Consider the following 26375-nt stretch of genomic DNA (forward strand, 5'->3'; position numbering starts at 1 on the left):
GCAGCGAGCGCCATTTGCGGTGGCCGCCATTTGCGGTGGCCGCCATTTGCGGCCGGCCCGCCGCCGTGCCACCATGCATACACCGACGCTCGCCCAACGATGAAAACCATTGAGCATGAACCGCCCCGATCCCGATGAGTTGCTCGACAAGCTGCAACGCGACGAAGAAAAACGTCAGCGAGGCAGGCTGAAGATTTTTTTCGGCGCGTCGGCGGGCGTCGGCAAAACCTATGCGATGTTGCAGGCCGCGCGCCGGCGTCACGATGAAGGCGCGGACGTGGTGGTCGGCATCGCCGAAACGCATGGCCGCACTGAAACCGCGGCATTGCTCGACGGTCTCGACGTGCTGCCGCTCGCGCATATCGAGTATCGCGGCCGCAAGCTCGGCGAGTTCGATCTCGACGCCGCGCTCGCGCGCAAGCCGCAACTGATTCTCGTCGACGAACTCGCGCATTCGAACGTGCAGGGCGCGCGGCATCTGAAGCGCTGGCAGGACGTGTATGAGCTGCTCGACGCGGGCATCGACGTCTATACGACGGTCAACGTCCAGCACCTCGAAAGCCTGAACGACGTGGTCGGCCAGATCACCGGCATTCGCGTCTGGGAGACGGTGCCGGACCGTGTGTTCGACCGCGCCGACGAAGTCACGCTGGTCGATTTGCCCGCTGAGGAACTGCTCGACCGGATGCGCGACGGCAAGGTGTATATGCCGCAGCAAGCCGAGCGCGCGGTGCGCAACTTCTTTCGCAAAGGCAATCTGATCGCGCTGCGCGAGCTGGCGCTGCGCCGCACCGCGGATCGCGTCGATGCGCAGATGCGCGAGTATCGCGCCGACCGTTCGATCCAGCGCATCTGGCAGGCGCGCGAGCGCTTGCTGGTGTGCGTCGGCCCCGGCCCGGAAGCGCCGATGCTGGTGCGCGCGGCGGCGCGTCTCGCCGCCAGCCTGAAGGCCGACTGGATCGCCGTCTATGTGGAGACGCCGGCGCTGCAGCGTTTGCCGGATGAGCGCCGCGAACGCACGCTGAACGCGTTGAAGCTCGCCGCGGAACTCGGCGCCGAAACCGCCACGCTGGCGGCCACCGACGCGGCCGTCGCGTTGATCGGCTACGCGCAGGCGCGCAACGTGTCGAAGCTGGTGGCCGGCGCGTCGGCACGCACGGGCGTGAAGCGCTGGCTGCGCCGGCCGCTCGGCGAACGTATAGCCGAGAAGGCGGTCGATCTCGATCTCACGCTGATACGCGCTTCGTCCGAGCGCGATGGCGGCGAGCATCGCCATCTGTTGAACACTACCGCGAACGCATGGCGCGAGGCGCTGAGCGCGGCGCGCGAACGCCGCTCGCCGCCGCGCGCCTATGGCTTCGCGCTGTTGATCTGCGCGGCCATCACGCTGCTGGCGAGCCAGTTGATCGACCATATCGATCTGACCAATCTCGTCATGCTGTACCTGCTCGGCGTGATCTTCGCCGCGGTGAAGCTGGGACGCGGACCCGGCGTGGTGCTCTCGTTCATGAGTGTGGCCGCGTTCGATTTCTTCTTCGTGCCGCCGCGCATGTCGCTGTCGGTCTCCGATACGCAGTATCTGCTGACCTTCCTGGGCATGCTGCTGACCTCGCTCGTGATCAGCCATCTGACTTCGAGCCTGCGGCGCGAGGCGAGTGTCGCGCGGCGCCGCGAGCAGCGCACCGGCGCGATGTACGCGATGGCGCGCGAACTGGCGGCGGCGCTGACCACGGAACAGATTGTCGGCATCGGCAGCCGTCATGTGAGCGAGGTGTTTGGCGCGCGCGTCGCGATTCTGTTGCCGGACAGCGTCGATCAGGTGAAGCAGAAGATCGAGGATCCCGACGCGGCGATCACGCTCGAAGGCGAGATGCTCGATAGCGACGTCGGCCAATGGGTTTACGATCAGCAGAAGCCGGCCGGCCACGGCACCGACACGCTGCCGGCCGCCGCGGCGCTCTACCTGCCGCTCAAGGCGCCGATGCGCACGCGCGGCGTGCTCGCGGTCGTGATGCGCGATGAGGGCGAGCTCGACGTGCCCGAGCAGCAGCGCATGCTCGACGCGTTCGCCGCGCAGATCGCGCTCGCGCTGGAGCGGGTGCATTACGTCGACATCGCGCGCGATGCGCTCGTCAATATGGAGTCGGAGCGCCTGCGCAACTCGTTGTTGTCGGCGATTTCGCACGATCTGCGCACACCGCTGACGACCATCGTCGGCTTCTCGTCGATGCTGGCGCAAGCGCCTGACGCGCAGCCCAACAGCGAACTGGTCGAAGCGATTCACGAGGAAGCGCTGCGCATGACCGGCATCGTGACGAATCTGCTCGACATGGCGCGTCTGCAGGCGGGCAGTCTGCAACTGAACCAGCAATGGACGCTGCTCGAAGAGACGGTAGGCGCCGCGCTGCGTGCGTGCAAACGCGTGCTGGCGAATCATCCGGTGCAGGTGAAACTGCCCGCCGATTTGCCGCTGCTGCACCTCGACGCCGTGCTGATGGAGCGCCTCTTCTCCAACCTGTTCGAGAACGCGGCCAAATACACCGCGCCGGCTACGCCTCTGACGATCGGCGCTCAGCGTCTCGACGCGGACGGCAAGTCGTTCGTGCGCGTGACCGTCGACGATAGCGGTCCGGGTCTGCCCGCCGGCATGGAAGCGCGTGTGTTCGAGAAATTCACGCGCGGCGAGAAGGAGTCGGCCAAGCCGGGCATCGGCCTCGGGCTGGCGATCTGCCGCGCGATCGTGGAAGCGCATGGCGGTACAATCGGCGCGCTCAATCGCGTGTCGCCGGACGGTCGTGTCGAAGGCGCGCGCTTCTGGTTCACGCTGCCGGTGGAGACGCCGCCCGACGCACCGGATGCGCTGGAAAACGAAGGCGCCGATTCCTTGACTCACGCCGACACCGGCAGCGATTCAACTCTTAACCCGCTTTCCAAGCCTAGCCATGAGTGACCCCAGCATCACCGTCGTCCTGATCGAAGACGAAAAGCAGATTCGCCGCTTTGTGCGAACGGCGCTGGAAGGCGAAGGCATCGTCGTGCACGACGCCGAAACCGGCAAGCAGGGTCTCGTCGAAGCCGCGACGCGCAAGCCCGATCTGGTGATCGTCGATCTCGGCCTGCCCGACACCGACGGTCTCGACGTCATCCGCGAACTGCGCGGCTGGAGCGAGCTGCCGGTGATCGTGCTGTCGGCGCGCACCCAGGAGAGCGAAAAAGTCGCCGCGCTCGATGCCGGCGCGGACGATTACCTCACCAAGCCGTTCGGCGTGTCCGAACTGCTGGCGCGGATTCGCGCGCATATGCGGCGGCGCAATCAAGGCGGCGCCAACGAATCGCCGCAGGTGCGCTTCGGCACGGTGACCGTCGATCTGGCCCTGCGGCAGGTGAGCCGCGACAGCGTCGTCGTCCATCTGACGCCGATCGAATACCGGCTGCTCGCGACGCTGGTGCGCCATGCCGGCCGCGTGCTGACGCACCGCCAGTTGCTGCGCGACGTGTGGGGGCCGTCGCATGTCGAGAGCCATCACTATTTGCGCATCTATATGGCGCATCTGCGCGGCAAGCTGGAGCGCGACCCGGCGCAGCCGGAGCACATCATCACGGAAACGGGTGTCGGATACCGGCTGGTGGGGGCGGTTTGATGCTGTGCGGTGCGTAAATCGCCATGGCGAGGGCGCGCTCGCTCGCAGCGGCCGCTACCGGCGGCGCCTGGGCGGTTTTGGTATAATTACAGTTCGTAAGGACGACCTTGCGGTTTCACAAACGGGGACGGCCCCATCTGACCATGGAGCTGTCTCATGTCCTGGATTCTTCTGTTGATTGCCGGTTTGCTCGAAGTCGCGTGGGCGGCCGGTCTCAAAACCTCCGACGGTTTTACCCGTCTCTGGCCGTCCGTGTTCACGGTCGTGACCGCGCTCGGCAGCTTTGTGCTGCTCGCCATGGCCATGCGCCAATTGCCGCTCGGCACCGCCTACGCGGTGTGGACGGGGATCGGCGCGGTCGGCGCGTTCATCTTCGGGATCGTGATGATGGGCGAGGCGTTGACCGTCGCGCGGGTCGCCAGCGCGGCGCTGATCGTGATCGGACTGATCGGATTGAAGCTGTCTTCCGGGCATTGAGCCCCGCATTTCAACCCGCTGCCGGGTCCATTCGCCGGGTCCGGCGATGCCCGGCGCGCGCCCCCATCGAACTCGCCATTTATTCTCCGCTCTGCGTTCTGCGAATTAACGTGGCTATAATGAGATCGAATCCAACCTGAAATTGTCCGCGGCCCATTTGGCGCGACCGGCTTGGCGCGGGTCTGACGACTTCGATGTGGCGCCCCCATTGGTGGCCCGTCGAAGCGCCCGGCACGCACAGCGCGCCTGGAGGCGGCCATGCTTGAATCACTTTCGCTCGCGGCGGGCCTCTCATGGGGCAGCGGCCTGCGCCTCTATCTGACAGTCCTGCTGGCCGGCGTGTTCGCCCGGCTCGGCTTCATCCATCTTCCCGATACGCTGTCCGCGTTGTCCTCGCCGTGGGTGATCGGCGTGGCCGGCGTGCTGACCGTCACCGAATTCCTCGCCGACAAGATCCCCGCGTTCGATTCGCTGTGGGACGCGGTCCATACCTTCATCCGCATTCCGGCGGGCGCCGTGCTGGCAGCCGGCGCGCTCGGCCATGCCGATCCGGCGCTGCTGACCGTGGCCGCGCTCGCGGGCGGCACGTTGGCTGGCACGGCGCACCTTGCTAAAGCGGGCACGCGCGCGCTGATCAATCTGTCGCCGGAACCGGTGTCGAATGTCGTGACCTCGACCGCTGAAGACGGACTCGTGTTCGGCGGCATGCTGCTCGCGCTGTTCGTGCCGCTCGTCTTTCTGGTGTCGATGGTGGGCTTCCTGATGCTGGCCGGCTGGGCGCTGCCGCGGCTCTGGCGTGGGGTGCAGGGCGGTTTTCGCGGCATGGCGACGCACATGGTGTCGCGCTTTGCCAGGAGCAGGCACGATTGAGCGATACGGTACGGGGTTCCACGGCGCGCACGGCCTTACCGACGACGTCGCGCCGGTTCGGCGGCATGGATCTGGTGCGCCAGGCCATTCGCATGACGTCGCGCGACTGGCGCGCGGGCGAGTTGACGATGCTGCTGCTGGCGCTGGTGCTGGCCGTGGCGGCTTTGTCGAGTGTCGGCTTTCTGGCTGACCGTCTGCACCAGGGGCTCGAACGCGACGCGCGGCGCATGATCGCCGCCGATTTCATCGTGCGGGCCGATCATCCGGTCGATCCGCAATTCGCCGGGCAAGCCAAAGCGCTCGGTCTGAATACCGCCAGCACGGCGATCTTTCCCAGCATGATCAATTCGACCGGCGCGCAGCCGGTCTCGCGGCTCGCCGCCATCAAGGCCGTGTCGCCCGGTTATCCGCTGCGCGGCGCGTTGCGCATCGCGTCGGCGCCGGGCGCGGCGGATCATCCCGCGCAGTCGATTCCGCCGCCGGGCACCGTCTGGGTCGATCAGGCGCTGCTCGACGCGTTGAAGGTCCGAGTTGGCGACGCGGTGAAAGTCGGCGGTCGCAACTTCACGATCGGCGCGGTGATCACGCGCGAGCTCGACCGCGGTTTCTCGTTCGTGAACTTCTCGCCGCGCCTGATGCTGCGCGCCGATGACGTGCCGTCCACCGGTCTCGTCACCTACGGCAGCCGCGTGACGTACCGCTTGCTGGTCGCGGGCACGGACGAGTCGGTGGCGCGCTTCGCGCAGTTCGCGCATGAACGGGTGGACGGCGGCAAGATGCGCGGCGTCGCGCTCGAATCGCTGCAGGACGGCCAGCCGCAAGTGCGCCAGACGCTCGACCGCGCGAGCCACTTCCTCACGCTCGTCTCGCTGCTCACCGCGTTACTGGCGGCCGTGGCGATTGCGATGGCCGCGCATCGGTATATGCGCCGTCATCTGGACGGCTGCGCGGCGATGCGTTGCCTCGGCGTCAGCCAGTCGACTTTGCGCGCGCTCTTCACGCTCGAATTCGTCGGGCTCGGTTTGATTGGCGGCGCGCTGGGCGTGGCGCTCGGTTATCTCGGGCATCTCGCGCTGCTCACGTGGCTCGGCAGTCTGATCGACGTCGCGCTGCCGTACCCGACGGCATGGCCGGCGCTCGAAGGCATCGCAGCCGGTCTCGTGCTGCTGCTGGGCTTCGCGTTGCCGCCGCTGTTGCCACTCACGCGCGTGCCGCCGGTGCGCGTGCTGCGCCGCGAATGGGGCGAAGCGGGGCGCACGGCGTGGGCGGCCTACGCGCTCGGCATCGCGCTGTTCGCCGCGCTGCTGATCATCGCGGCGGGCGAGTTGAAGCTCGGCGGAATCGTCGCGGGCGGCTTCGCGGGCGGGATGCTGGTGTTCGCGTGCATCGCGCGGCTGGCGCTGTGGGGCGCGGCGAGCGTCGTGCGCAGCGAGCGCGTGAATGCGAGCATCGGCTGGCGTTATGCGCTGGCGTCGCTCGAACGGCGCAGCAGCGCGAGCGCATTGCAGATCACCGCGCTCGGCATCGGCCTGATGTGTCTGTTGCTGATTGCGATGACGCGCAACGACCTCGTGGCCGGCTGGCGCAAATCGACGCCGCCCGATGCGCCGAACGAATTCATCATCGACATCCAGCCTGACCAGCGTGACGCCGTCACGCAATATCTGAGCACGCATGGCGTGCCGGGCACGGTGCTCGCGCCGATGGTGCGCGGACGGCTGACGGCGATCAACGGCAAGCCGGTCAATCCGGACGCTTTCAAGGGCGACGACGCCAAGCGTCTCGTGGATCGCGAATTCAATCTGTCTTACACGACCGAGCTGCCCGACGATAACCGCCTCGCCGCCGGCACGTGGTACGGCGACACGAAAACGCCGCAGATTTCGATCGAGCAAGGACTCGCCAAACTGATCAACGTGAAACCAGGCGACTTCCTGCGTTTCGACGTGACCGGCTTGCAGATCGACGCGCCGGTCACGAGCGTGCGCAAGCTCGACTGGGGTTCGTTCAAGGTCAACTTTTTCGTGCTGATGCCGCCTGCGGCATTGCAGGATTTCCCGGCGACGTTCATCACGAGCTTCCATTTGCCGCAGGAAAAACAGTCGACCATCGACGGCCTGATCTCCGCCTATCCGAACCTCACGGCCATCGACACCGGTCCGATTCTCGCGCAGGTGCAGCGTGTCTTGCAGCAGGTGATCGGCGCGGTGCAGTTCCTGTTTGCGTTCACGCTCGCGGCGGGCGTGCTCGTGCTGTACGCGGCGCTCGCCGGCACGCGCGATGAGCGTATGCGAGAGTCCGCGCTGCTGCGCGCGCTGGGCGCGTCGCATCGTCAGGTGCGGGCGGTGCAGATCGCCGAGTTCGTCGCGGTGGGCGCGCTGGCGGGCTTGATGGCGGCGGCCGGCGCGCAAGCCATTGGCTACGTGCTGGCGACGCGCGTGTTCGAGTTCTATCTGAGTTTCAATCCCTGGTTGTTGCCGGCGGGCATTGCCGCCGGCATCGCGTGTGCCGGCGTGGGCGGCTGGCTGAGCTTGCGGCATGTGCTGGCGCGGCCCGCGTTGCAATCGCTGCGGGACGCGTGATTTTTCTTATCGGTTAGTGAGCAGGTATGAGTGATTTGAACGACGAAGTGTCCGCGGCGCAGCCGACGGCCTTCGAACTGGTCGGCGGCGAAGCGCGTGTGCGCGAACTGGTCGACCGCTTTTACGACTTGATGGATCTCGAAGCAGATTTCGCCGGGATCCGCGCGTTGCATCCGGAATCGCTCGACGGTTCGCGCGACAAGTTCTTCTGGTTTTTGTGCGGCTGGATGGGCGGCCCTGATCACTACATCAGCCGCTTCGGGCATCCGCGTTTGCGCGCGCGGCATCTGCCGTTCGCGATCGCCTCGAGCGAGCGCGATCAGTGGCTCAGATGCATGGCGTGGGCCATGGAAGATGTCGGTCTTGATGAGCCGCTGAGGGAGCGTCTGCTCGGCTCGTTCTTCGAAACAGCTGACTGGATGCGCAACCGGAATGGCTAATGGGTTGGGGTTGGACCAGACATCCGGCGCGGCATCTGCGGACTATGCTGACTTGCCTCAGGAAGCACGCGAAGTGCTCGACTGCTGGTTCGGCGCACCAGGCGCGCCGGAGTTCGGCACGGAGCGCAAAGTCTGGTTTTCACGCAATGCGGCTTTCGACGCGATGCTGCGGGAACGCTTCGGTGCCCTGATCGACCCGGCCCGCACGTCCGCGCTCGATAGCTGGACGGACACACCGCTCGGCGCGCTGGCGCTCGTCGTCGTGCTGGATCAGTTCTCGCGCAATTGTCATCGCAATACAGCGCGCGCGTTCGCCGCCGATCAGAAGGCCTTGCTCACCGCGCAGCAGATGATCGCCAGTGGCGCGGACCGCCGGTTGCCTACCGTGCATCATCGCGCGTTCGCCTATCTGCCGTTCGAGCACGACGAAACGCTCGCCAGTCAGCGCGAGTCATTGCGTCTGTTCAAGCAGTTGGAAGCGGAGCGGGGCGGCAAGTCGTATCACCGGTCCGCGGTGCGGCACGCGGAAATCGTCGAGCGTTTCGGACGCTTTCCGCATCGAAATGTGCTGCTCGGGCGTCCCTCGACGGCTGCAGAAATCGCTTTCCTGCGTACACCCGGTTCATCGTTCTAGGCCGCCCGGGCACGCGCCGCCCGGCTGACGTGCATGCGGCGCGTAACGAGCAGGAAAGCGAGATCTAGCGCCCGCCGGACACATCGAGCAGCGCGCCCGTCACATACGAGGCAGCGTCGCTCAACAACCAGACGATGGTTTCCGCCACTTCGTCGGCCGTGCCGGGGCGGCCCAGCGGTGTGGTCGCGCCGAGTTGCGCGGCGCGCTCGGGCTTGCCGCCGCTCGCGTGGATTTCGGTGTCGATGAGGCCGGGGCGCACCGCGTTCACGCGCACACCTCGCGGGCCGAGTTCCTTGGCGAGGCCGAGCGTCATCGTATCGACGGCGCCTTTCGAGCCGGCGTAGTCGACGTATTCGTTCGGCGAACCAAGACGCGATGCCGCCGACGACACGTTGACGATCACGCCGCCCGCGCCGCCACGATCCGTCGACATGCGCCGCGCAGCTTCGCGCGCGCACAGATACGCGCCCAGCACGTTGACGTCGAACATGCGCTTCAGACGCGTGAGGTCCATGTCGGCGAGTTGGCTGGACGGCGCGACGATCCCGGCGTTATTGACGAGCGCATCGATCCGGCCGAACTTCTGCTGAAGCGCATCGAACATCGCGAGCACGTCGGCTTCATTCGCGACGTCGCCCGCAATCGTCAACGCGCGGCCGCCGGCGCGTTCGACTTCGGCGGCGGTGTCCTGCGCCGCGGCGAGATTGCGCGCGTAATTCACGCCGACGGACCAGCCCCGCGCACCCAGCAAACGTGCGGTCGCGCGGCCAATGCCGCGGCTGCCACCGGTGATCAGAACGGCTTTCGTCATCGCAACCTCATCGTTCGGGAAAAGTCAGACCGCGTCGCGCTTGATCGCCCACTTGTCGCTGATGGGCGGCTGATAACGTTGCAGCTTGCCGATCAGTGCGGCCGGATCGGCGTCGATCTGCAGGATGTCGAAATAGGTCTGGCGCATGAAGCCTTCGTCGACCGTGTGCTGAAGCATGTTGACCAACGGATCGTAGAAGCCGTCGATATTCAGCAGTGCCACCGCTTTCTGGTGGTAGCCGAGTTGCGCCCACGTGTAGACCTCGAACAGCTCTTCGAGCGTGCCCGCGCCGCCCGGCATCGCGACGAACGCGTCGGACAGGTCGGCCATCATCTTCTTGCGATGATGCATGTCGGGCACGACATGCAGTTCGGTCAGGCCGTTATGGCCGACTTCCTTATTGACCAGCAGCTCGGGAATCACGCCGATCGCGCGGCCGCCTTCGGCCATCACCGTGTCGGCGATCACGCCCATCAGGCCGACCTTGCCGCCGCCGTACACCAGCGCGAGATCGGCTTGCACCAGCGCGCGGCCGAAGGCGCGCGCCGCTTCCGCATACAACGGTTTGGCTCCGTTGGAAGAGCCGCAATACACACACACCGACTTCATGCTCAAACGTCCTTCGGTTCGTTGCGGGGCGCGGCGCCTTCCTTGGGCGGCAGGTAGTCGTAAAACTCGCGCTTGGGCAGCTTGCCCGACACGAGGTCGTCGAAAATCTGCCGTGAGCGGCCGCGCAGATAAGGCGCCATCAGCGACACGATCTGTACGCTCACCTGATGCAGCTCCGCGCGAATCGCTTCCTGCTCGTTGTATTTGCGCGGGTTCATCACGAACTGGTACGACAGCCAGTACGTGCCGATCACGCCGACGTTGGTGGCGATCACCTGCAGTTCTTCCGGCGTGACGACCATTTCGCCGTCGGCGACGAGCTGTTCGCAGAACTGGCTCGCAAAACGCACCTTGTGGCTGATGATCTGCTTGAAGTGCGTTTCGAGCGTGCGATTGCGCGCCAGCAGATCGTTCAGATCACGATACAGGAAACGATAACGCCACGTGAAATCGACCATGTACTGCAGATACGACCACATTTCGTCGATGGTCGCGCGATGGTCGTCGGGAAAACGCAGACGCTTTTCGATCTCCTGCTCGAACTGGCTGAAGATGCTGTTGATGATGTCGTCTTTGTTGCGGAAGTGGTAGTACAGGTTGCCTGGACTGATTTCCATTTCCTCGGCGATCGTCGTCGTCGTGACGTTCGGCTCGCCGATTTCGTTGAACAGCTTCAACGACAGCTCGAGAATCCGTTCGCGCGTGCGGCGGGGAGGTTTGGCTTCCATGTCGTCCGGCCCTGGTTACGCCGGGCTGGGGCACACGGCGGCGTGCCGCTCTTTGCGTGATCCACCCGGACGCGGTTGGTGTATCGGACGATTATAAACCGAGCGTTCTTATATCAAGCGGATAGCCAGGGTTTTCATTGCTCAAGGCGATTTCGCGCGCCGTTCGACGGCGGCTCGAGCGCGTTGAAACGCGGTGACACGTGACTTCACAGCCATGCCTTGGCCCAATGCACGACCAGTGGCCCGACGATCAGCAGCCATGTCATCAGGCACATGCCGAGCGCGACCATCACGGCCGCGCTACCGAGATCCTTCGCGCGACGCGAGAGTTCGTGGCGTTCGAGTGAAATCCGGTCGATGGCCGCTTCCACGCTCGAATTCAGCAACTCGACGATCAGCACGAGCAGCACTGAACCGAGCAGCAACACGCGCGACACCGGCTCGACCGGCACCAGCACGCCGCAGGGAATCAGGATCGCGGCGAGCGTGAGCTCCTGGCGAAACGCGCTTTCCTCGCGAATCGCCACGCGAAAGCCCGCGAGCGAATTTTTCATCGCGTGCCAGGCACGCGTGAGGCCACGATTGCCTTTGTAGGGATTGAAAGGCAGCGGCGCGAGCGGATCGTCGGGACTGAGGGGTTCGTTCTGCGCGTCGTGTTGCGTGCCGTTCTGTTGCGTGCCGTTCGCAGCGCTCGCGCCGGTCATGCCGTTCAAACCATGCGCGTGATCCGCATGATTCGGCGTGTCTGGCTCGCCTACGTCGTCGAACGGCTCGATGCTCGCGTTGTCGTTGTCGGCATCGACGGCACGCAGCGCGCCGTTCGGCGCGCGCCCCACGGTGGATGGTCTGGTTCGCATGGACAACTCGGCACGCCGCGTCACGCGGCGGCGCTTTCCTCGCGATACGAGGCGCGCGGCAACGGCTTCAGATGCGCGGCGAATTGCTCGGAGGCCGCCGCCCACGAGAAGCGTTCGGCCCACGCGCGCGCATGATTGCGATCGATCTTCAAGGCTTCGAGGCAGGCTTCGCGCAGGTCCTCGTGCATGGCGCCGGCGCCACCGTCGCCGAGCACGTCGATCGGACCGGTGACGGGATACGCCGCAACCGGCGTGCCGCAGGCGAGCGCTTCGAGCAGCACGAGCCCGAACGTGTCGGTGCGGCTCGGAAACACGAAGACGTCGGCCGCCGCATAGACCTTCGCCAGTTCGGCCTGCGTCAGCACGCCCAGGTAATTCGCTTGCGGATAGCGCGACTTCAGTTCGGCGAGTGCCGGGCCTTCACCGGCGACCCATTTCGAACCGGGCAGATCCAGCTTCAGAAATGCCTCGACGTTCTTCTCGACGGCCACACGTCCCACGTACAGAAAGATTGGCCGGGCGCTGTTGAGCACCTTCGAGTCCATCTGGTGAAAGATCTCCAGGTCGACGCCGCGCGTCCACAACACGACGTTGGTGAAGCCGAATTTCTCGAGGTCGCTCTTGACGACCGGCGTCGGCGCCATCACAGCCAGCGACGGCTTGTGAAACCAGTGCAGGAACTTGTAGGTCGCGGCGAGCGGAATGCCGAAGCGCGCCTGCACGTACTCCGGAAAACGCGTGTGATAAGCGGTCGTGAACGGCAGCTTGTGCTGGATCGCGTAGGCGCGCGCGGCCATGCCGAGCGGACCCTCGGTGGCGATGTGCAACGCGTCGGGCGAGAAGGCGTCGATACGCTCGCGCAGCTTGCGGCGCGGCAGCAGCGAGAGGCGGATCTCCGGATAAGTCGGGCAAGGGATCGTTTTGAATTCGAGCGGCGTCAGCAGATCGACGTGATGGCCGAGCGCACTGAGTTCGCGCGTGGTGTTTTTCAGCGTGCGCACGACGCCATTGACCTGCGGTTCCCATGCGTCGGTGACGATCATGATCTTCATCGGTTTTGGCCCAATAGAAGTTAAGAGGGACTACGCGGTCGCCCGGGCCTTTTGCACGCCCACTTCCGGAGAGCGCATCACGGTCCAGTAGATCACCTTCAGTTCGCCTTCATACGTCTCGACGAGTGCGGACAGGCTTTCGACCCAGTCGCCGTCGTTGCAATACAGGACGCCGTCGATATCGCGTATCTCGGCTTTATGGATGTGCCCGCAGACCACGCCGTCGCAGCCGCGTCGGCGTGCTTCGTCGGTCATCACGCGTTCGAACGAGGAGATGAAATTCACCGCGTTCTTCACCTGATGCTTCAGGTACTGCGACAGCGACCAGTACGGAAAACCGAGCCGGCTGCGGATCCGGTTGAACCAGCGGTTCAGGATCAGGATCATGGTGTAGAGCGTGTCGCCGAGATAGGCGAGCCACTTGGCGTGCTGGATCACGCCGTCGAACAGATCGCCGTGCACGATCCACAGACGCTTGCCGGCGAGCGTGGTGTGAAACGCCTCGCCGCGCACGTGGATGTCGCCGAACGCGAGGTCGCAGAACTGGCGCGCGGCTTCGTCGTGATTGCCGGGCACGTAGATCACCTGGGTGCCTTTGCGCGCCTTGCGCAGCACCTTCTGCACGACGTCGTTGTGCGCCTGCGGCCAGTACCAGCCTTTCCTCAACTGCCAGCCGTCGATGATGTCGCCCACGAGGTACAGGTACTCCGATTCGTTGTGGCGCAGGAAGTCGAGCAGATAGGGCGCCTGGCAGCCGCTCGAGCCGAGATGGATGTCGGACAGCCAGATGGTGCGGTAGCGGTGCGGCTCGGCGTGGTCGTCGTCGTGATGACTGGCGTTGGCGTCGAGCGGCACGGGCGCCACGGGCAGCGGCAAGCCGTGACTATGGTTGGGTTCCGGGCGGAACGCGACAGGGTCGACGCTCGGGCCGGTCTGGCGGAACAGGGAAGTCGCGGACGTTTTGGGGTCCATGGCTCACGCGTCGAGTTGCGGTGCCCGTATTGGGCCAACTGTGCGTGACTGTGCCGTGACAGTCATGAGAAGTTCTTATTACTGGGGAGCGCGGGGGGTTAGGTGGTGGGGTGTGAAGGGCGGCGTTCAGAAGGCTGATGGCCTGCGGCAGGCGTGGCTCGCGCGGGTGGTGGCGGACCGACGGTAGGGCGAAATGATTGAGAGGTCGGCACGGCCGCGGCCTGCGTGGGGCGCGTCGTGTGGTAGCGGCCCGACAGCAGCGCGAAATAATCGGGCGGTGAGTGCGGCAGCGTCTGGCGAGGCGCGCGCGGGGCGATAGCGACTCGACAGGACGGCGAAATAATCGACCGACTGACCCGCGACGGCTTAGCGCGAAACGCTGATAACCCGTGTACCGGCGAGGCGGTCGTGCAGGAATTGACGCTGCGGATCGAAACGGCCGGTGGCCGCCCACAGCACGAACCAGATGCCGGCGGTCAGCAGCGTCTGCGGCAGCTTGAGTCCGAGCAGAGGATGCAGCGCGAGCGGCGGCAGAAACCACAGCCACGCGAGCACATAACGAGCGACCGCGCGACCGGTAGAGAGGGGCGCGCCGTCCGCGGCGACCACGCGCAGACGCCAGGTTTTCATCGGCAGGGTCTGGCCGCTGTGGGTCCAGAACCAGACGAAATACACGCCGACCACGAGGCCGATCCAGGTCGCCAGCAGGTTGTGATGGGTCAGGCCGTTGCGTTGCTGCGTCAGCGTGCTGAACAGGTAGCCGGCGACGAACACCACGCCGAACAGGATCAGCGCTTCATAGAGCAGCGCCGCGAGGCGCCGCCGGACGGTGGGTGCGTTGCCGTTGTTGCTATCGGCAGCGATTGCCTGGGTCGCGAGCGGTTGGGACACGGCGGCGCCTGGGTCAGGAGCCGTTGAAAATTGACGGCGCTTCTGCCGGCGAAACCGGCAGCGGCGTGGCGGGCACGAAGCTCCCGGCGGCGGGAATCGGCGGCGCGGCAGCTGGGCTCGGCAACGAGGCGGCTGCGGCCGCGCTCACCGCTGCGGCGCCGCTGGCGCCGTGGTCGCGTGCATTCACCAGACGATCGAGCCCCTTGATTTCACTGCGACCCGACGGCGGGGCGCTAACCACGCTGGGCCGCCGCTTGCGCTCGCTGGCAGCGAGCCGTTCCTTCTGCTCTTCGGGCAGTTGCTGATACGCCTTCCACGCGTTCTGACGGGTTTCGCGCGGCAATTCCTTCGACACCTGGTAATTTTCACGTGCGACGCGCCGCTGGTCGGGCGTCATACGGGTCCATTCAGTCATGCGCTCATGCAGGCGTTTTTGCGCATCAGGCGACATCTTCGGGTAACGTGACGCGATCTTGAGCCATTTTCGCTTGCGCTCATCGCTGAAGGAATCCCATTGAGCTTCGAACGGCGCCAGCGCGGTATGCTCGGCCGACGTCAGACGCGACCACGCCGTCGGGCTGTTGCTGCCGGGCAGGCTGGGCAATTCGACGGCAAGCGCGGGTGCGGGCGCCTTGGCGGTCGCGTTGCCGCCCGCGACAGGCGCGCTGACGGGCGACGGGCTCGGATAAAAGCGCGGATAAGTGGCGGCAAACGACACCAGGGCCGCGATCGTGCATCCGAAAACAACGGCCAGGCCGCGCTTGTAACTCACCCGAAGAATCTCCCGCTCAGTGGGCGCGTGAAAGGTACGCGTTGAAACCGTGGTCGAGATAGGCATTGAGCGGCAGGTCGTCGCTTAGCATGGCGGCATCGATATCGGCGAGTTCGGCGGTGCGTTGCTGGTCTTCCCAGTAGGCAATGCCCACGAGGCTGATGACCAGCGCGGCGAGCGGCCACGCGAGCGCGAAGCGGCGCAGCGGCGAACGGCGGCGCTGCGGCAGTTCGACCGGCGGCATGCCCGAGGCCATGCCCGCGCCGGCGAAGGCCGGCACGAACACCGGCGCGCTCACGGTTTCGGGCTTCTTGCGGGCGAGCGCGGCACGGCGCGCCGCGGCGAGTCGATCGACGGTGGCGGACGGAATGCTGGCGGCGTTTTCGTCGAGCGCGCGACGCACCTGGCGGGCGAACTCGAGTTCTTTAGTTTCGAGGGAGCTCATAGCGTGATTCCTTTGGCCTTGAGCGCTTGCGCCAGCGTGTGGGTGGCCCGCGAGCAGTGCGTTTTCACACTGCCTTCGGAGCAGCCCATTGCGGCGGCAGTCTCGGCGACATCCATATCTTCCCAATAACGCATGAGAAACGCCTCCCGTTGACGTGCCGGTAACTTTTGGATCTCGTCGTCGATTAACTGCAGAACCTGTTCGCGTTCGAGTTTCTGTTCGTTGCTCTCGGAGCCCGCCGAACCTTGCTGGGCCTCGAAGGTTTCGAGGGGGTCGAAATCCTCGTCGTCGGCGTTGCCGAGCGACGAGAAGAGACTAACCCAAGTATTGCGCACTTTGGCACGACGGAAATAGTCGTGCATCGCATTCTGCAGAATACGCTGAAACAGCAGCGGAAGTTCGGCGGGCGGACGGTCGCCATATTTTTCGGCGAGCTTGATCATCGCGTCCTGCACGATATCCAGCGAGGCGTCGTCGTCCCGCACGGCGTAGACCGTCTGCTTGAATGCGCGCCTTTCGACGCCCGCCAGAAAATCGGCGAGTTCCTTGTCTGATGCCATCCGTTGGGGGTCGGCGCAGCGAGCGTGCGCGTAATCGGTCGAAAAATGTCGTAAAACTCGCGGATGCTAACAAACTTTTGCGCCGCTGGGGCGAAACGTGATTCACCTTGCATCTCTATAACAGGCTTTCGGTCAATTTCGAGATTTGGCTGATGGCGCCACGGCAATATTTGCTTGACCGCGCGGGCGTCTGCAGATATCGTCGCTGGTTCGCAACATAAGTGACTTGTCTCAATTGAGGTGTGGCCCAAGAAGCTCACCTGTCAACTGGACGCGCCGCTTGAACCCGAGCCACAAGCCCGGCAGAGAGCACCCGATCAAATTTTTGCCGAAATTTCGAAAGGTGAATCAATGAATATGCCCAGCGCGGAATTCTCCACGTCGGATACGACTCCCCATCCCGAAGCTGACTCTATCGGCGCCACCGTGCTCATGAAGGCACTGGCCGACGAAGACGTCGAGTTTGTGTGGGGCTATCCCGGCGGCTCGGTACTCTACATTTACGACGAGCTGTACAAGCAGGACAAGTTCCAGCATATCCTCGTGCGCCACGAGCAGGCCGCGGTCCACGCCGCCGACGCTTACTCGCGTTCCACGGGCAAGGTCGGTGTGTGCCTCGTGACCTCCGGCCCCGGCGTCACCAATGCGGTGACCGGCATCGCCACCGCGTACATGGATTCGATTCCGATGGTCGTGATCAGCGGCCAGGTGCCGACTGCCGCGATCGGCCAGGATGCGTTCCAGGAATGCGACACGGTCGGCATCACGCGTCCTTGCGTGAAGCACAACTTCCTAGTGAAGGACGTGCGCGACCTTGCCGCCACCGTCAAGAAAGCCTTCTATATCGCCCGTACCGGCCGTCCCGGCCCGGTGCTGATCGACATTCCGAAAGACGTGTCGAAGGCGCCTTGCCAGTACGAACCGCTCAAGACAGTTTCGCTGCGCTCGTACAACCCGGTCACGAAAGGTCACTCCGGTCAGATTCGCAAGGCCGTGGCCTTGTTGTTGTCGGCCAAGCGTCCGTATATCTATACCGGCGGCGGCATCATTCTCGCGGACGCCTCGCGTGAGCTGAACCAGTTCGCCGATCTGCTCGGCTATCCCGTCACCAACACGTTGATGGGTCTGGGCGGCTACCGCGCGAGCGACAAGAAATTCCTCGGCATGCTCGGCATGCACGGCACGTACGAAGCCAACATGGCGATGCAGCACTGCGACGTGCTGATCGCGATCGGCGCGCGTTTCGACGACCGTGTGATCGGCGACCCGGCGCACTTCTCGTCGCGTCCGCGCAAGATCATCCATATCGACATCGATCCTTCCTCCATCTCCAAGCGCGTCAAGGTCGACATTCCGATCGTCGGCGACGTGAAGGAAGTGCTGAAGGAGTTGATCGAACAGTTGCAAACGGCCGAGCATGGCCCGGACACCGCGGCGCTCGCCGACTGGTGGAAGGACATCGAAGCCTGGCGTGCGAAAGACTGCCTGAAGTTCGACCGCAAGAGCGAGATCATCAAGCCGCAGTACGTGGTGGAAAAGGCGTGGGAACTGACCGACGGCAATGCCTTCGTGTGTTCCGACGTCGGCCAGCACCAGATGTGGGCGGCGCAGTTCTATCGCTTCAACAAGCCGCGTCGCTGGATCAACTCCGGTGGTCTCGGCACGATGGGCTTCGGCCTGCCGGCGGCGATGGGCGTGAAGATGGCGCACCCGGACGACGACGTGCTGTGTATCACGGGCGAAGGCTCGATCCAGATGTGCATTCAGGAGCTCTCGACCTGCAAGCAGTACGAGACTCCGGTGAAGATCATTTCGCTGAACAACCGCTATCTGGGCATGGTGCGCCAGTGGCAGCAGATCGAATACAGCAAGCGCTATTCGCATTCGTACATGGATGCGCTGCCGGATTTCGTGAAGCTCGCCGAAGCGTACGGCCATGTCGGCATGCGTATCGAACGCACGGCCGATGTCGAGCCGGCGCTCAAGGAAGCGCTGCGCCTGAAAGATCGCACGGTGTTTCTCGATTTCCAGACCGATCCGACCGAAAACGTCTGGCCGATGGTTCAGGCCGGCAAGGGCATCACCGAGATGCTCATGGGTTCGGAAGATCTATAACGACGGAATTTGCGGCGGCTTCGTCATGCGCGCCTTCATGAAAGGCGAGGGCGGACGAAGCGGCGCGACTCCGCTCGCAGACATCGACAAAACATCTGGAAGAAGCGAATCATGAGACACATCATTTCCGTCCTGCTGGAAAACGAACCGGGCGCGTTATCACGCGTGGTTGGTCTCTTCTCGGCACGCGGCTACAACATTGAAACCTTGACGGTGGCTCCGACCGAAGACCGTTCGCTGTCGCGCATGACCATCGTCTCCATTGGCTCGGACGACGTGATCGAACAGATCACGAAGCATCTGAACCGCCTGATCGAGGTGGTGAAAGTGGTCGACCTTACCGAGGGCGCCCACATCGAACGCGAGCTGATGTTGATCAAGGTGAGGGCGGTCGGCAAGGAACGTGAGGAGATGAAACGGATGTCGGATATTTTCCGCGGCCGCATCATCGACGTCACCGAAAAGACCTACACGATCGAACTGACGGGCGCGAGCGACAAGCTCGACGCCTTTATCGAAGGGATCGACGCCACCGCGATTCTCGAAACGGTCCGCACGGGCAGCTCGGGAATTGGTCGCGGCGAGCGCATTCTGAAGGTGTGACGCGCAAGCATTCAGATCGTCTCGATCCGGGCCGGGCAGTGCATTTAAAAACCCGGTCAAGCAATACACAATTCGCAGCATTTGAATTTCACTGAATCATCGAATTTAGCCAAGGAACCGACATGAAAGTTTTCTACGACAAGGACGCTGACCTCTCCCTCATCAAGGGCAAGCAAGTCACCATCATCGGCTATGGCTCGCAAGGCCATGCGCACGCGCTGAACCTGAAGGAAAGCGGCGTGAACATCACGGTCGGTCTGCGCAAGGGCGGCGCATCGTGGAGCAAGGCTGAGAACGCCGGCCTGCAAGTCAAGGAAGTGGCGGAAGCCGTCAAGGGCGCGGACGTCGTCATGATGCTGCTGCCGGACGAGCAGATCGCCGAAGTCTATGCCAAGGAAGTGCACGCCAACGCCAAGCAAGGCGCGGCGCTCGCCTTCGCGCACGGCTTCAACGTGCACTACGGCCAGGTGATTCCGCGTGCCGACCTCGACGTGATCATGATCGCGCCGAAGGCGCCGGGCCACACGGTTCGCGGCACCTACTCGCAAGGTGGCGGCGTGCCGCACCTGATCGCTGTCGCGCAAGACAAGTCGGGCGCAGCACGTGACATCGCTTTGTCGTACGCTGCGGCGAACGGCGGCGGCCGTGCCGGCATCATCGAAACGAACTTCCGTGAAGAAACGGAAACCGACCTGTTCGGCGAACAAGCCGTGCTGTGCGGCGGTACGGTCGACCTGATCAAGGCTGGCTTCGAAACACTGGTGGAAGCGGGTTATGCGCCGGAAATGGCGTACTTCGAATGCCTGCACGAACTGAAGCTGATCGTCGACCTGATCTATGAAGGCGGCATCGCGAACATGAACTACTCGATCTCGAACAACGCCGAATACGGCGAGTACGTGACGGGTCCGCGTATCGTGACGGCTGAAACGAAGAAGGCGATGAAGGCCGTGCTGACCGACATTCAGACGGGCGAGTACGCAAAGAGCTTCATCATCGAAAACAAGGCCGGCGCACCGACGCTGCAATCGCGCCGCCGTCTGACGGCCGAGCACCAGATCGAAACGGTCGGTGCAAAGCTGCGTTCGATGATGCCGTGGATCGCTGCGAACAAGCTGGTCGACCAGTCGAAGAACTAAGCTGAATCCAGCTTATGTCCGGTGCGGCGTTATGCCGTAAGAGCCGGGCAAATCAAAAAGCCGTCCAAGGGTGCTGAACCCTGGGCGGCTTTTGCTATCCTACGGTTTTACAAAAACACAGAAGCCATTCATGAATTACCCTCATCCGATCATCGCGCGAGAAGGCTGGCCGTTCATCGCCATCGCGGCCGTCGTTGCACTCCTGGTTCACTTCATCGCGGGGTTCGGCTTTTCATGGCTGTTCTGGCTCCTCCTGATCTTCGTCGTGCAGTTCTTCCGCGATCCGGCGCGCCCGATCCCCACGCAGGCGAATGCCGTGCTGTGCCCGGCCGACGGCCGTATCGTCGCGGTCGAAACCGCGCATGACCCATATGCCAATCGTGAAGCGCTGAAGATCAGCGTGTTCATGAACGTCTTCAACGTCCACTCGCAACGTTCGCCGGTGGATGGCGCGATCTCCAAGGTCGAATATTTCCCGGGCGCGTATCTGAATGCCGCGGTGGACAAGGCTTCCACCGAAAACGAGCGCAATGCGGTGGTGATCGAAATGGCCGGCGGCCAGACGGTGACCTCGGTGCAGATCGCCGGCCTGATCGCGCGGCGCATTCTTTGCTACGTACGGGCAGGTGAGCCGCTCACCCGTGGTCAACGTTACGGTTTTATCCGCTTCGGTTCGCGCGTCGACGTGTATCTGCCGGTGGGCAGCCGTCCGCGTGTGTCGATCGGCGAGAAGGTTTCGGCGTCGTCCACGATCCTCGCTGAACTATAAAGCGGCACCAAGGAGGTTTTCCGAATGGCCGCATTCAAACCGCGTCGACCCCGTAACAGCGGACCGCTTCCGCGTCCGTTCCGCCGTAACAAGCCGATGGTGACGGAGGCGGCGGTCGACAGCCGGCGCGCCCAGCGTCAGCAGTTCCTGAGAAAGCGCGGCATTTATCTGCTGCCGAACGCCTTCACCACGGCGGCGCTGTTTTGCGGCTTCTTTGCCGTGGTGCAGGCCATGAATGTGCGCTTCGAGGTCGCGGCCATCGCGATCTTCGTGGCCATGGTGCTCGACGGTATGGACGGCCGCGTCGCCCGCATGACGCATACGCAAAGCGCATTCGGCGAGCAGTTCGACAGCCTGTCGGACATGGTGTCGTTCGGCGTGGCGCCGGCGCTCGTGATGTACGAGTGGATTCTGAAGGACCTCGGCCGCTGGGGCTGGCTCGCGGCGTTCGTCTACTGTTCGGGCGCGGCGTTGCGTCTCGCGCGGTTCAACACGAACATCGGCGTGGTCGACAAGCGTTTCTTCCAGGGCATGCCGAGCCCGGCCGCGGCGGCGCTGATCGCCGGTTTCGTGTGGCTCGCTACCGACAACCGCGTGCCGCTCAAGCTGGTCTGGCTGCCGTGGGTAGCTTTCGTGCTGACCATCTATGCCGGCGTGACGATGGTGTCGAACGCGCCGTTCTATAGCGGCAAGGCGCTCGACGTGCGGCATCGCGTGCCGTTCGGCGTGATTCTGCTGGTGGTGGTCGCGTTCGTGCTGGTGTCCTCCGACCCGCCGCTGATGCTGTTCGGCCTGTTCGTGCTGTACGGCCTGTCCGGTTATGTGTTCTGGGGTTATCAGGCGGTGCGGGGCAGGGCGAATCCGGCTCGGTCGGTGTCGGTAGACAGGTAGCGGTTCGTTTGCGTGCGCTGCCAGGCACGGCATGAAAAAACGGCGGCCTTCGGGCCGCCGTTTTTCGTTCGGCGAGCGCCTCCAGCGGCGCCCCGCGGCCCGTTGCAGGCAGGTCCGGCGCTAATTGCATGGCGGCGGGAATGTCGCTATAGTCAATGGATCAATGCGTTCACGTTCCTTGTCGAACCGCGCAACGAGCCTCGACAGGCGGCGCGCCGCTGAGCGTGCCCATGCTGAGCGTCCGCCGCGCTGATTGTCAGGCTTTGGGTCACGCTGCTCGTTTTTACCCTCCGTCCGCCTTCTCCGTGATCGAGTGTCGCCAGCGGTGGCGCAGACAGCCGAATTCCAATATCCCATCCCCACAATTGAACGACTCCGCAGGAGACTCGACATGTCCGACAAACTGATCATATTCGACACCACGTTGCGAGACGGCGAACAATCGCCCGGCGCGTCGATGACGAAAGAAGAGAAAATCCGTATCGCCAAGCAACTCGAGCGGATGAAAGTGGACGTGATCGAAGCAGGCTTCGCGGCAAGCTCGAACGGCGACTTCGATTCGATTCAGACAATCGCGGGCCTGATCAAGGACAGCACGGTCTGTTCGCTCGCCCGCGCCAACGACAAAGACATTCAGCGCGCGGCCGACGCGCTCAAACCCGCCGATCACTTCCGCATCCACACGTTCATTGCAACCTCGCCGTTGCACATGGAAAAGAAGCTGCGCATGACGCCTGACCAGGTGTTCGAGCAGGCGAAGCTGGCCGTGCGTTTCGCCCGCAAATTCACCGACGACGTCGAGTTCTCGCCGGAAGACGGCAGCCGCTCGGATATGGATTTTCTGTGCCGCGTGCTGGAAGCGGTGATCGCCGAAGGCGCGACCACCATCAACATCGCGGATACGGTCGGTTATGGCGTGCCGGAGTTGTACGGTCAGCTCGTCAAAACGCTGCGCGAGCGCATTCCGAACTCGCATAAAGCGGTGTTCTCGGTGCATTGCCATAACGACCTCGGCATGGCGGTGGCGAATTCGCTGGCCGGCGTGCAGATCGGCGGCGCGCGTCAGGTCGAGTGCACGATCAATGGTCTCGGCGAGCGCGCGGGTAACACGTCGCTCGAAGAAATCGTGATGGCGGTGAAGACTCGCAAGGATTACTTCGGCCTCGATATCGGTCTCGATACCACGCAGATCGTGCCGGCTTCGAAGCTGGTGTCGCAGATCACGGGTTTCGTCGTGCAGCCGAACAAGGCGGTGGTCGGCGCGAACGCGTTTGCGCATGCTTCCGGCATCCATCAGGACGGCGTACTGAAGGCGCGCGACACCTACGAAATCATGCGCGCGGAAGACGTGGGCTGGAGCGCCAACAAGATCGTGCTTGGCAAGCTGTCGGGCCGCAACGCGTTCAAGCAACGTTTGCAGGAACTGGGCATCGCGCTGGATAGTGAAGCCGAATTGAACACGGCGTTCGCGCGCTTCAAGGAACTGGCCGACCGCAAGTCGGAAATCTTCGACGAAGACATCATCGCGATCGTCACGGAAGAGTCGGCCGAGGCGCAGCAGAAGGAGCACTACAAGTTCCTGTCGCTGTCGCAACATTCGGAAACCGGCGAGCAGCCGCACGCGAAGATCGTGTTTTCGGTCGAGGGCAAGGAAGTGACCGGCGAGGCGCGCGGCAACGGCCCGGTCGACGCTACGCTGAACGCGATCGAAACGGAAGTGGGCAGCGGTTCGGAACTGCTGTTGTACTCGGTGAACGCGATCACCACCGGCACTCAGGCGCAAGGCGAAGTGACCGTGCGTCTGTCGAAAAGCGGACGTATCGTCAACGGCGTGGGCACCGATCCGGATATCGTCGCGGCTTCGGCGAAGGCGTATATCTCGGCGCTCAACAAGCTGTATTCGAACGCGGACAAGTTGAACCCGCAACGTTCGGAGTGAGTGACGCAGTAGCAGCGCGCTGACGGCGCGGCTGCGTGGCCACCGTTGTCGTATGAGTTAACAAAGCCCCATGCCTTGATTGGCACGGGGCTTTGTTCATTGCGAGCGGCGTTATTCCGTCGCCGCGCGTCGCATCGACCATCCGCGTGACGCGCGCGCCTGTGCCTGCACCTGGTGCCGTACTTCGACAGCGATGCCGCGGCGCGGCGCATCGGCCACGAACGTGTCAAGCAGTTCGCGCACGTCGTGGTCGACGAAATCGGCGCGCGTCGCATCGACGATCAAGGTGGCGCCGTCGGGAACCTGCTGCAGGTAGTGCTTGAGCGCCACTTTGCCGAGAAACGACACGTCCTTGCGAAACGACAGCAGATAGTGATCGCCGTGTTGCGCGAGCACGATCGGGCTGCGCAGATTCGCATACAGCGCGAGCAGCACGCTGCACAGAATGCCGAGCACGATGCCGATCAGCAGGTCGGTCGCGAGCACGCCGACGAGGGTGACGATAAACGGCGCGAACGGCGCAAAGCCCTGTTTCGCGACGGCGACGAACAGCGACGGCTTGGCGAGCTTCAGCCCCGTGAAGATCAGGATCGCCGCGAGACAGGCGAGCGGAATCAGGTTGATAACGCTAGTGAGCGCAAACACGCTGACGAGCAGCAGCACGCCGTGAATGATCGCCGAGAGCCGGCTTTGCGCGCCCGCATGCACATTGGCCGAACTGCGCACGATCACCGACGTGATCGGCAATCCGCCGATCGCGCCGGCAATCAGATTGCCGACGCCTTGCGCCTTCAGTTCGCGATCCGGTGGCGCGGCGCGCCGTTCGGGATCGATCTGCTCGACGGCTTCGAGACTCAGCAGCGTTTCCAGGCTCGCGACGATCGCCAGCGTGATGGCAACGCGCCAGACATCTGGATTGACGAGCTGTGCGAAGTGCGGACCGAAGTCGGCCCATTCCAGTGCGAGTTGCAATGCCGCGAACGATTCCAGCGGCGGCAGGGCGACCCGATGCTCGGCGGGCGGCGCAAGTGACGGCGCCAGCACGCTGAGCAGCAACGTCGCGCCGATCCCCAGCAGAACGACGGCGAGCGGCGCCGGTACACGGCGCACCATTGCAAAACGTCGAAATGCGCGCGTTTCCCAGCCGATCAGAATTGCTAGCGATAGCAAGGTGATCACGCAAGCCGCCAGCGAGATCGAACCGAACGGCGTGGCAATCGTGCCTGCTGTCTGCGCAGTGGCTCGCGCACCGGACGCCGCATCCACGCCGGATAACCCGAGCGCGAGCGGAAACTGTTTGACGATCAGCAGCACACCGATGGCCGCGAGCATGCCCTTGATCACCGGCGACGGCACATAGGCCGCAAAACGGCCGGCCTTGAGCATGCCAAAACCGAACTGGATCGCGCCAGACAACAGCACGGCCAGCAGGAACGCGGAGAAGCTGCCAAGCTGCGCGATCCCGTCGACGACGATCACGACGAGGCCCGCCGCCGGCCCGCTCACGCTCAAGCTTGAGCCGCTCAGCACGGCCACCACCAGTCCGCCGACAATGCCCGAGACGAGCCCGGCAAATGGCTCGACGCCCGAGGCATTGGCAATGCCCAGACAGAGCGGCAGGGCCACCAGAAAAACGACCGTGCCCGCAAGCAGGTCGCGCTGAAACGTGGAGAAGAAAGCTCGAAGGTTCATGGTGTCGGTGCAGTGAGGAGTGGGGCCTGGTATGCGGCGAAAGCTGAACCGGACCGGATTCGCATGAGGTGTCGCGTGGGTGTCGCGCTAGGCGGCGGCGCTGTGGGCGGCGGTCGTGCAGGTCATGGCGTCGTCGGCTTCGTAGCCGGACGTGAGGACCTTGATGCGCCCGTCTTCGAGCGCGAAGATCCAGCCGTGTACGAGCGGCGCCGGATCGGCGTCCCGCACGATGGGGTGCGCGCGCAACCCACGCACCTGTTCGAGCACGTTCAGTTCGGCCAGTCGGTCGATGCGCTCACGCTCGCTCGCGCGGCCATGCAGTTCTTCGTTGTGCGCTTTGGCGAGTGTGCAGAGCGGCGCGATCCGCCGATTCACATGCGGTAGGCTCGGCTCGGGTGGCAGCAGCGCGGCGCGCACGCCGCCGCATCCATAGTGGCCGCAGACGATCACATGCCCGACCTTCAGCACCTTCACCGCGTATTCGAGGACGCTCGCCGAATTGTCGTCGTCGGGCTGAAAGAGGTTGGCGATGTTGCGGTGGACGAACAGGTCGCCCGGCTCGCAATGCGTGATGGTCTCGGCGGGCACGCGGCTGTCCGAGCAGCCGATCCACAGCACGTGAGGATTCTGGCCGCGCACCAGATCGCGGAAAAACTCGGGGTTGCGCACGGCGGTTTCATGCGCCCAAGCGACGTTGGCAACGAGTAGGCGTTTGGGACGATTCATCGATAGTGGCTCCGTAAGTGGGGCGCATTCATTCGGCACGGAATTCACGGCTGCGCTCGTGCGGCCTCATGGGAGGCCTACGCCGAACCAATTCTTACGAAAGCCTTTCTATCAAAAAATAAATCTGCTGTGCGCGAAATAAAATTCGCCGCCATGCGTA

General features: G+C 63.9%; 25 protein-coding genes. 13 read left to right on the forward strand and 12 right to left on the reverse strand.

Annotated features, from left to right (window positions below; translation table 11 throughout):
- Positions 1-115: 115 nt before the first annotated feature.
- The 7 genes from PQR32_RS21450 (at position 116) to PQR32_RS21480 (ending at position 8644) form a co-directional block, all read left to right on the forward strand.
- Positions 116-2950 carry a DUF4118 domain-containing protein gene (locus PQR32_RS21450; RefSeq protein WP_408231344.1) on the forward strand — a complete coding sequence of 945 codons (2835 nt, stop codon included), beginning with the start codon at positions 116-118 and terminating at the stop codon, positions 2948-2950.
- Positions 2943-3641: a two-component system response regulator KdpE gene (kdpE, locus tag PQR32_RS21455; protein ID WP_408231347.1), complete on the forward strand. Its 699-nt coding sequence runs from the start codon at positions 2943-2945 to the stop codon at positions 3639-3641. The genes PQR32_RS21450 and kdpE overlap by 8 nt, the downstream gene beginning before the upstream one ends.
- A gap of 156 nt (positions 3642-3797) precedes the next feature.
- A complete protein-coding gene (sugE, locus tag PQR32_RS21460) occupies positions 3798-4118 on the forward strand; it encodes a quaternary ammonium compound efflux SMR transporter SugE (protein WP_408231350.1) in 321 nt (106 codons plus the stop codon).
- A gap of 258 nt (positions 4119-4376) precedes the next feature.
- Entirely contained in the window at positions 4377-4988 is a 612-nt protein-coding gene (locus tag PQR32_RS21465) for a DUF4126 domain-containing protein (protein WP_408231353.1), read from the forward strand.
- Entirely contained in the window at positions 4985-7570 is a 2586-nt protein-coding gene (locus PQR32_RS21470) for an ABC transporter permease (protein WP_408231356.1), read from the forward strand. The genes PQR32_RS21465 and PQR32_RS21470 overlap by 4 nt, the downstream gene beginning before the upstream one ends.
- Before the next feature lie 26 nt (positions 7571-7596).
- A complete protein-coding gene (locus tag PQR32_RS21475; RefSeq protein WP_012432350.1) occupies positions 7597-8010 on the forward strand; it encodes a group II truncated hemoglobin in 414 nt (137 codons plus the stop codon).
- Positions 8003-8644: a DUF924 family protein gene (locus PQR32_RS21480; protein ID WP_408231359.1), complete on the forward strand. Its 642-nt coding sequence runs from the start codon at positions 8003-8005 to the stop codon at positions 8642-8644. The genes PQR32_RS21475 and PQR32_RS21480 overlap by 8 nt, the downstream gene beginning before the upstream one ends.
- Before the next feature lie 64 nt (positions 8645-8708).
- On the opposite strand, the gene PQR32_RS21485 is transcribed toward PQR32_RS21480, so the two are convergent.
- The 10 genes from PQR32_RS21485 to PQR32_RS21530 form a co-directional block, all read right to left on the reverse strand.
- Positions 8709-9455 carry an SDR family oxidoreductase gene (locus tag PQR32_RS21485; protein ID WP_408231362.1) on the reverse strand — a complete coding sequence of 249 codons (747 nt, stop codon included), beginning with the start codon at positions 9453-9455 and terminating at the stop codon, positions 8709-8711.
- A gap of 24 nt (positions 9456-9479) precedes the next feature.
- Complete coding sequence (locus tag PQR32_RS21490) at positions 9480-10064, reverse strand: LOG family protein (RefSeq protein ID WP_408231365.1); 585 nt, start codon at positions 10062-10064, stop codon at positions 9480-9482.
- A gap of 2 nt (positions 10065-10066) precedes the next feature.
- Complete coding sequence (locus tag PQR32_RS21495; RefSeq protein ID WP_408231368.1) at positions 10067-10792, reverse strand: TetR/AcrR family transcriptional regulator; 726 nt, start codon at positions 10790-10792, stop codon at positions 10067-10069.
- 206 nt (positions 10793-10998) lie between these two features.
- Complete coding sequence (locus tag PQR32_RS21500; RefSeq protein WP_408231371.1) at positions 10999-11649, reverse strand: diacylglycerol kinase; 651 nt, start codon at positions 11647-11649, stop codon at positions 10999-11001.
- 20 nt (positions 11650-11669) lie between these two features.
- On the reverse strand, positions 11670-12701 hold the full coding sequence (locus tag PQR32_RS21505; RefSeq protein WP_408231374.1) for a glycosyltransferase family 4 protein: 1032 nt from the start codon (positions 12699-12701) through the stop codon (positions 11670-11672).
- Between the two features lie 30 nt (positions 12702-12731).
- Positions 12732-13673 (reverse strand): UDP-2,3-diacylglucosamine diphosphatase, encoded by a 942-nt coding sequence (locus PQR32_RS21510; protein ID WP_408231377.1) that lies wholly within the window; start codon positions 13671-13673, stop codon positions 12732-12734.
- Positions 13674-14039: 366 nt separating this feature from the next.
- Positions 14040-14564 carry an RDD family protein gene (locus PQR32_RS21515; protein WP_408231380.1) on the reverse strand — a complete coding sequence of 175 codons (525 nt, stop codon included), beginning with the start codon at positions 14562-14564 and terminating at the stop codon, positions 14040-14042.
- Between the two features lie 13 nt (positions 14565-14577).
- Positions 14578-15336: a DUF3106 domain-containing protein gene (locus PQR32_RS21520; RefSeq protein ID WP_408231383.1), complete on the reverse strand. Its 759-nt coding sequence runs from the start codon at positions 15334-15336 to the stop codon at positions 14578-14580.
- A 16-nt stretch (positions 15337-15352) separates the two neighbouring features.
- The gene (locus tag PQR32_RS21525) at positions 15353-15781 is read right to left on the reverse strand and encodes a DUF3619 family protein (RefSeq protein WP_408231385.1); all 429 of its coding nucleotides are present in this window, start codon (positions 15779-15781) and stop codon (positions 15353-15355) included.
- Positions 15778-16341 (reverse strand): RNA polymerase sigma factor, encoded by a 564-nt coding sequence (locus PQR32_RS21530; RefSeq protein WP_168793144.1) that lies wholly within the window; start codon positions 16339-16341, stop codon positions 15778-15780. The genes PQR32_RS21525 and PQR32_RS21530 overlap by 4 nt, the downstream gene beginning before the upstream one ends.
- A gap of 351 nt (positions 16342-16692) precedes the next feature.
- Between PQR32_RS21530 and PQR32_RS21535 the strand changes: the two genes are divergently transcribed.
- The 6 genes from PQR32_RS21535 (at position 16693) to PQR32_RS21560 (ending at position 23797) form a co-directional block, all read left to right on the forward strand.
- Positions 16693-18456 (forward strand): acetolactate synthase 3 catalytic subunit, encoded by a 1764-nt coding sequence (locus PQR32_RS21535; RefSeq protein WP_408231388.1) that lies wholly within the window; start codon positions 16693-16695, stop codon positions 18454-18456.
- Between the two features lie 111 nt (positions 18457-18567).
- Positions 18568-19059 carry an acetolactate synthase small subunit gene (gene ilvN / locus PQR32_RS21540; RefSeq protein ID WP_011487482.1) on the forward strand — a complete coding sequence of 164 codons (492 nt, stop codon included), beginning with the start codon at positions 18568-18570 and terminating at the stop codon, positions 19057-19059.
- Between the two features lie 122 nt (positions 19060-19181).
- Positions 19182-20198, forward strand: coding sequence for a ketol-acid reductoisomerase (gene ilvC, locus PQR32_RS21545; protein ID WP_074763518.1), 1017 nt, complete (start codon positions 19182-19184; stop codon positions 20196-20198).
- A 130-nt stretch (positions 20199-20328) separates the two neighbouring features.
- Positions 20329-20967 (forward strand): phosphatidylserine decarboxylase, encoded by a 639-nt coding sequence (locus tag PQR32_RS21550; RefSeq protein ID WP_012432365.1) that lies wholly within the window; start codon positions 20329-20331, stop codon positions 20965-20967.
- Positions 20968-20991: 24 nt separating this feature from the next.
- Complete coding sequence (gene pssA, locus PQR32_RS21555; protein ID WP_012432366.1) at positions 20992-21858, forward strand: CDP-diacylglycerol--serine O-phosphatidyltransferase; 867 nt, start codon at positions 20992-20994, stop codon at positions 21856-21858.
- A gap of 391 nt (positions 21859-22249) precedes the next feature.
- Entirely contained in the window at positions 22250-23797 is a 1548-nt protein-coding gene (locus PQR32_RS21560; RefSeq protein ID WP_408231393.1) for a 2-isopropylmalate synthase, read from the forward strand.
- Positions 23798-23908: 111 nt separating this feature from the next.
- Here PQR32_RS21560 and PQR32_RS21565 read toward each other — a convergent pair whose 3' ends face one another.
- Both PQR32_RS21565 and PQR32_RS21570 read right to left on the reverse strand, forming a co-directional pair.
- Positions 23909-25489, reverse strand: a complete 1581-nt coding sequence (locus PQR32_RS21565; RefSeq protein ID WP_408231396.1) for a SulP family inorganic anion transporter — start codon at positions 25487-25489, stop codon at positions 23909-23911.
- A gap of 87 nt (positions 25490-25576) precedes the next feature.
- On the reverse strand, positions 25577-26215 hold the full coding sequence (locus tag PQR32_RS21570; protein ID WP_408231399.1) for a carbonic anhydrase: 639 nt from the start codon (positions 26213-26215) through the stop codon (positions 25577-25579).
- Between the last annotated feature and the right edge of the window lie 160 nt (positions 26216-26375).

This window comes from Paraburkholderia dipogonis, from assembly GCF_046027395.1.
Classification (GTDB): domain Bacteria; phylum Pseudomonadota; class Gammaproteobacteria; order Burkholderiales; family Burkholderiaceae; genus Paraburkholderia; species Paraburkholderia dipogonis_A.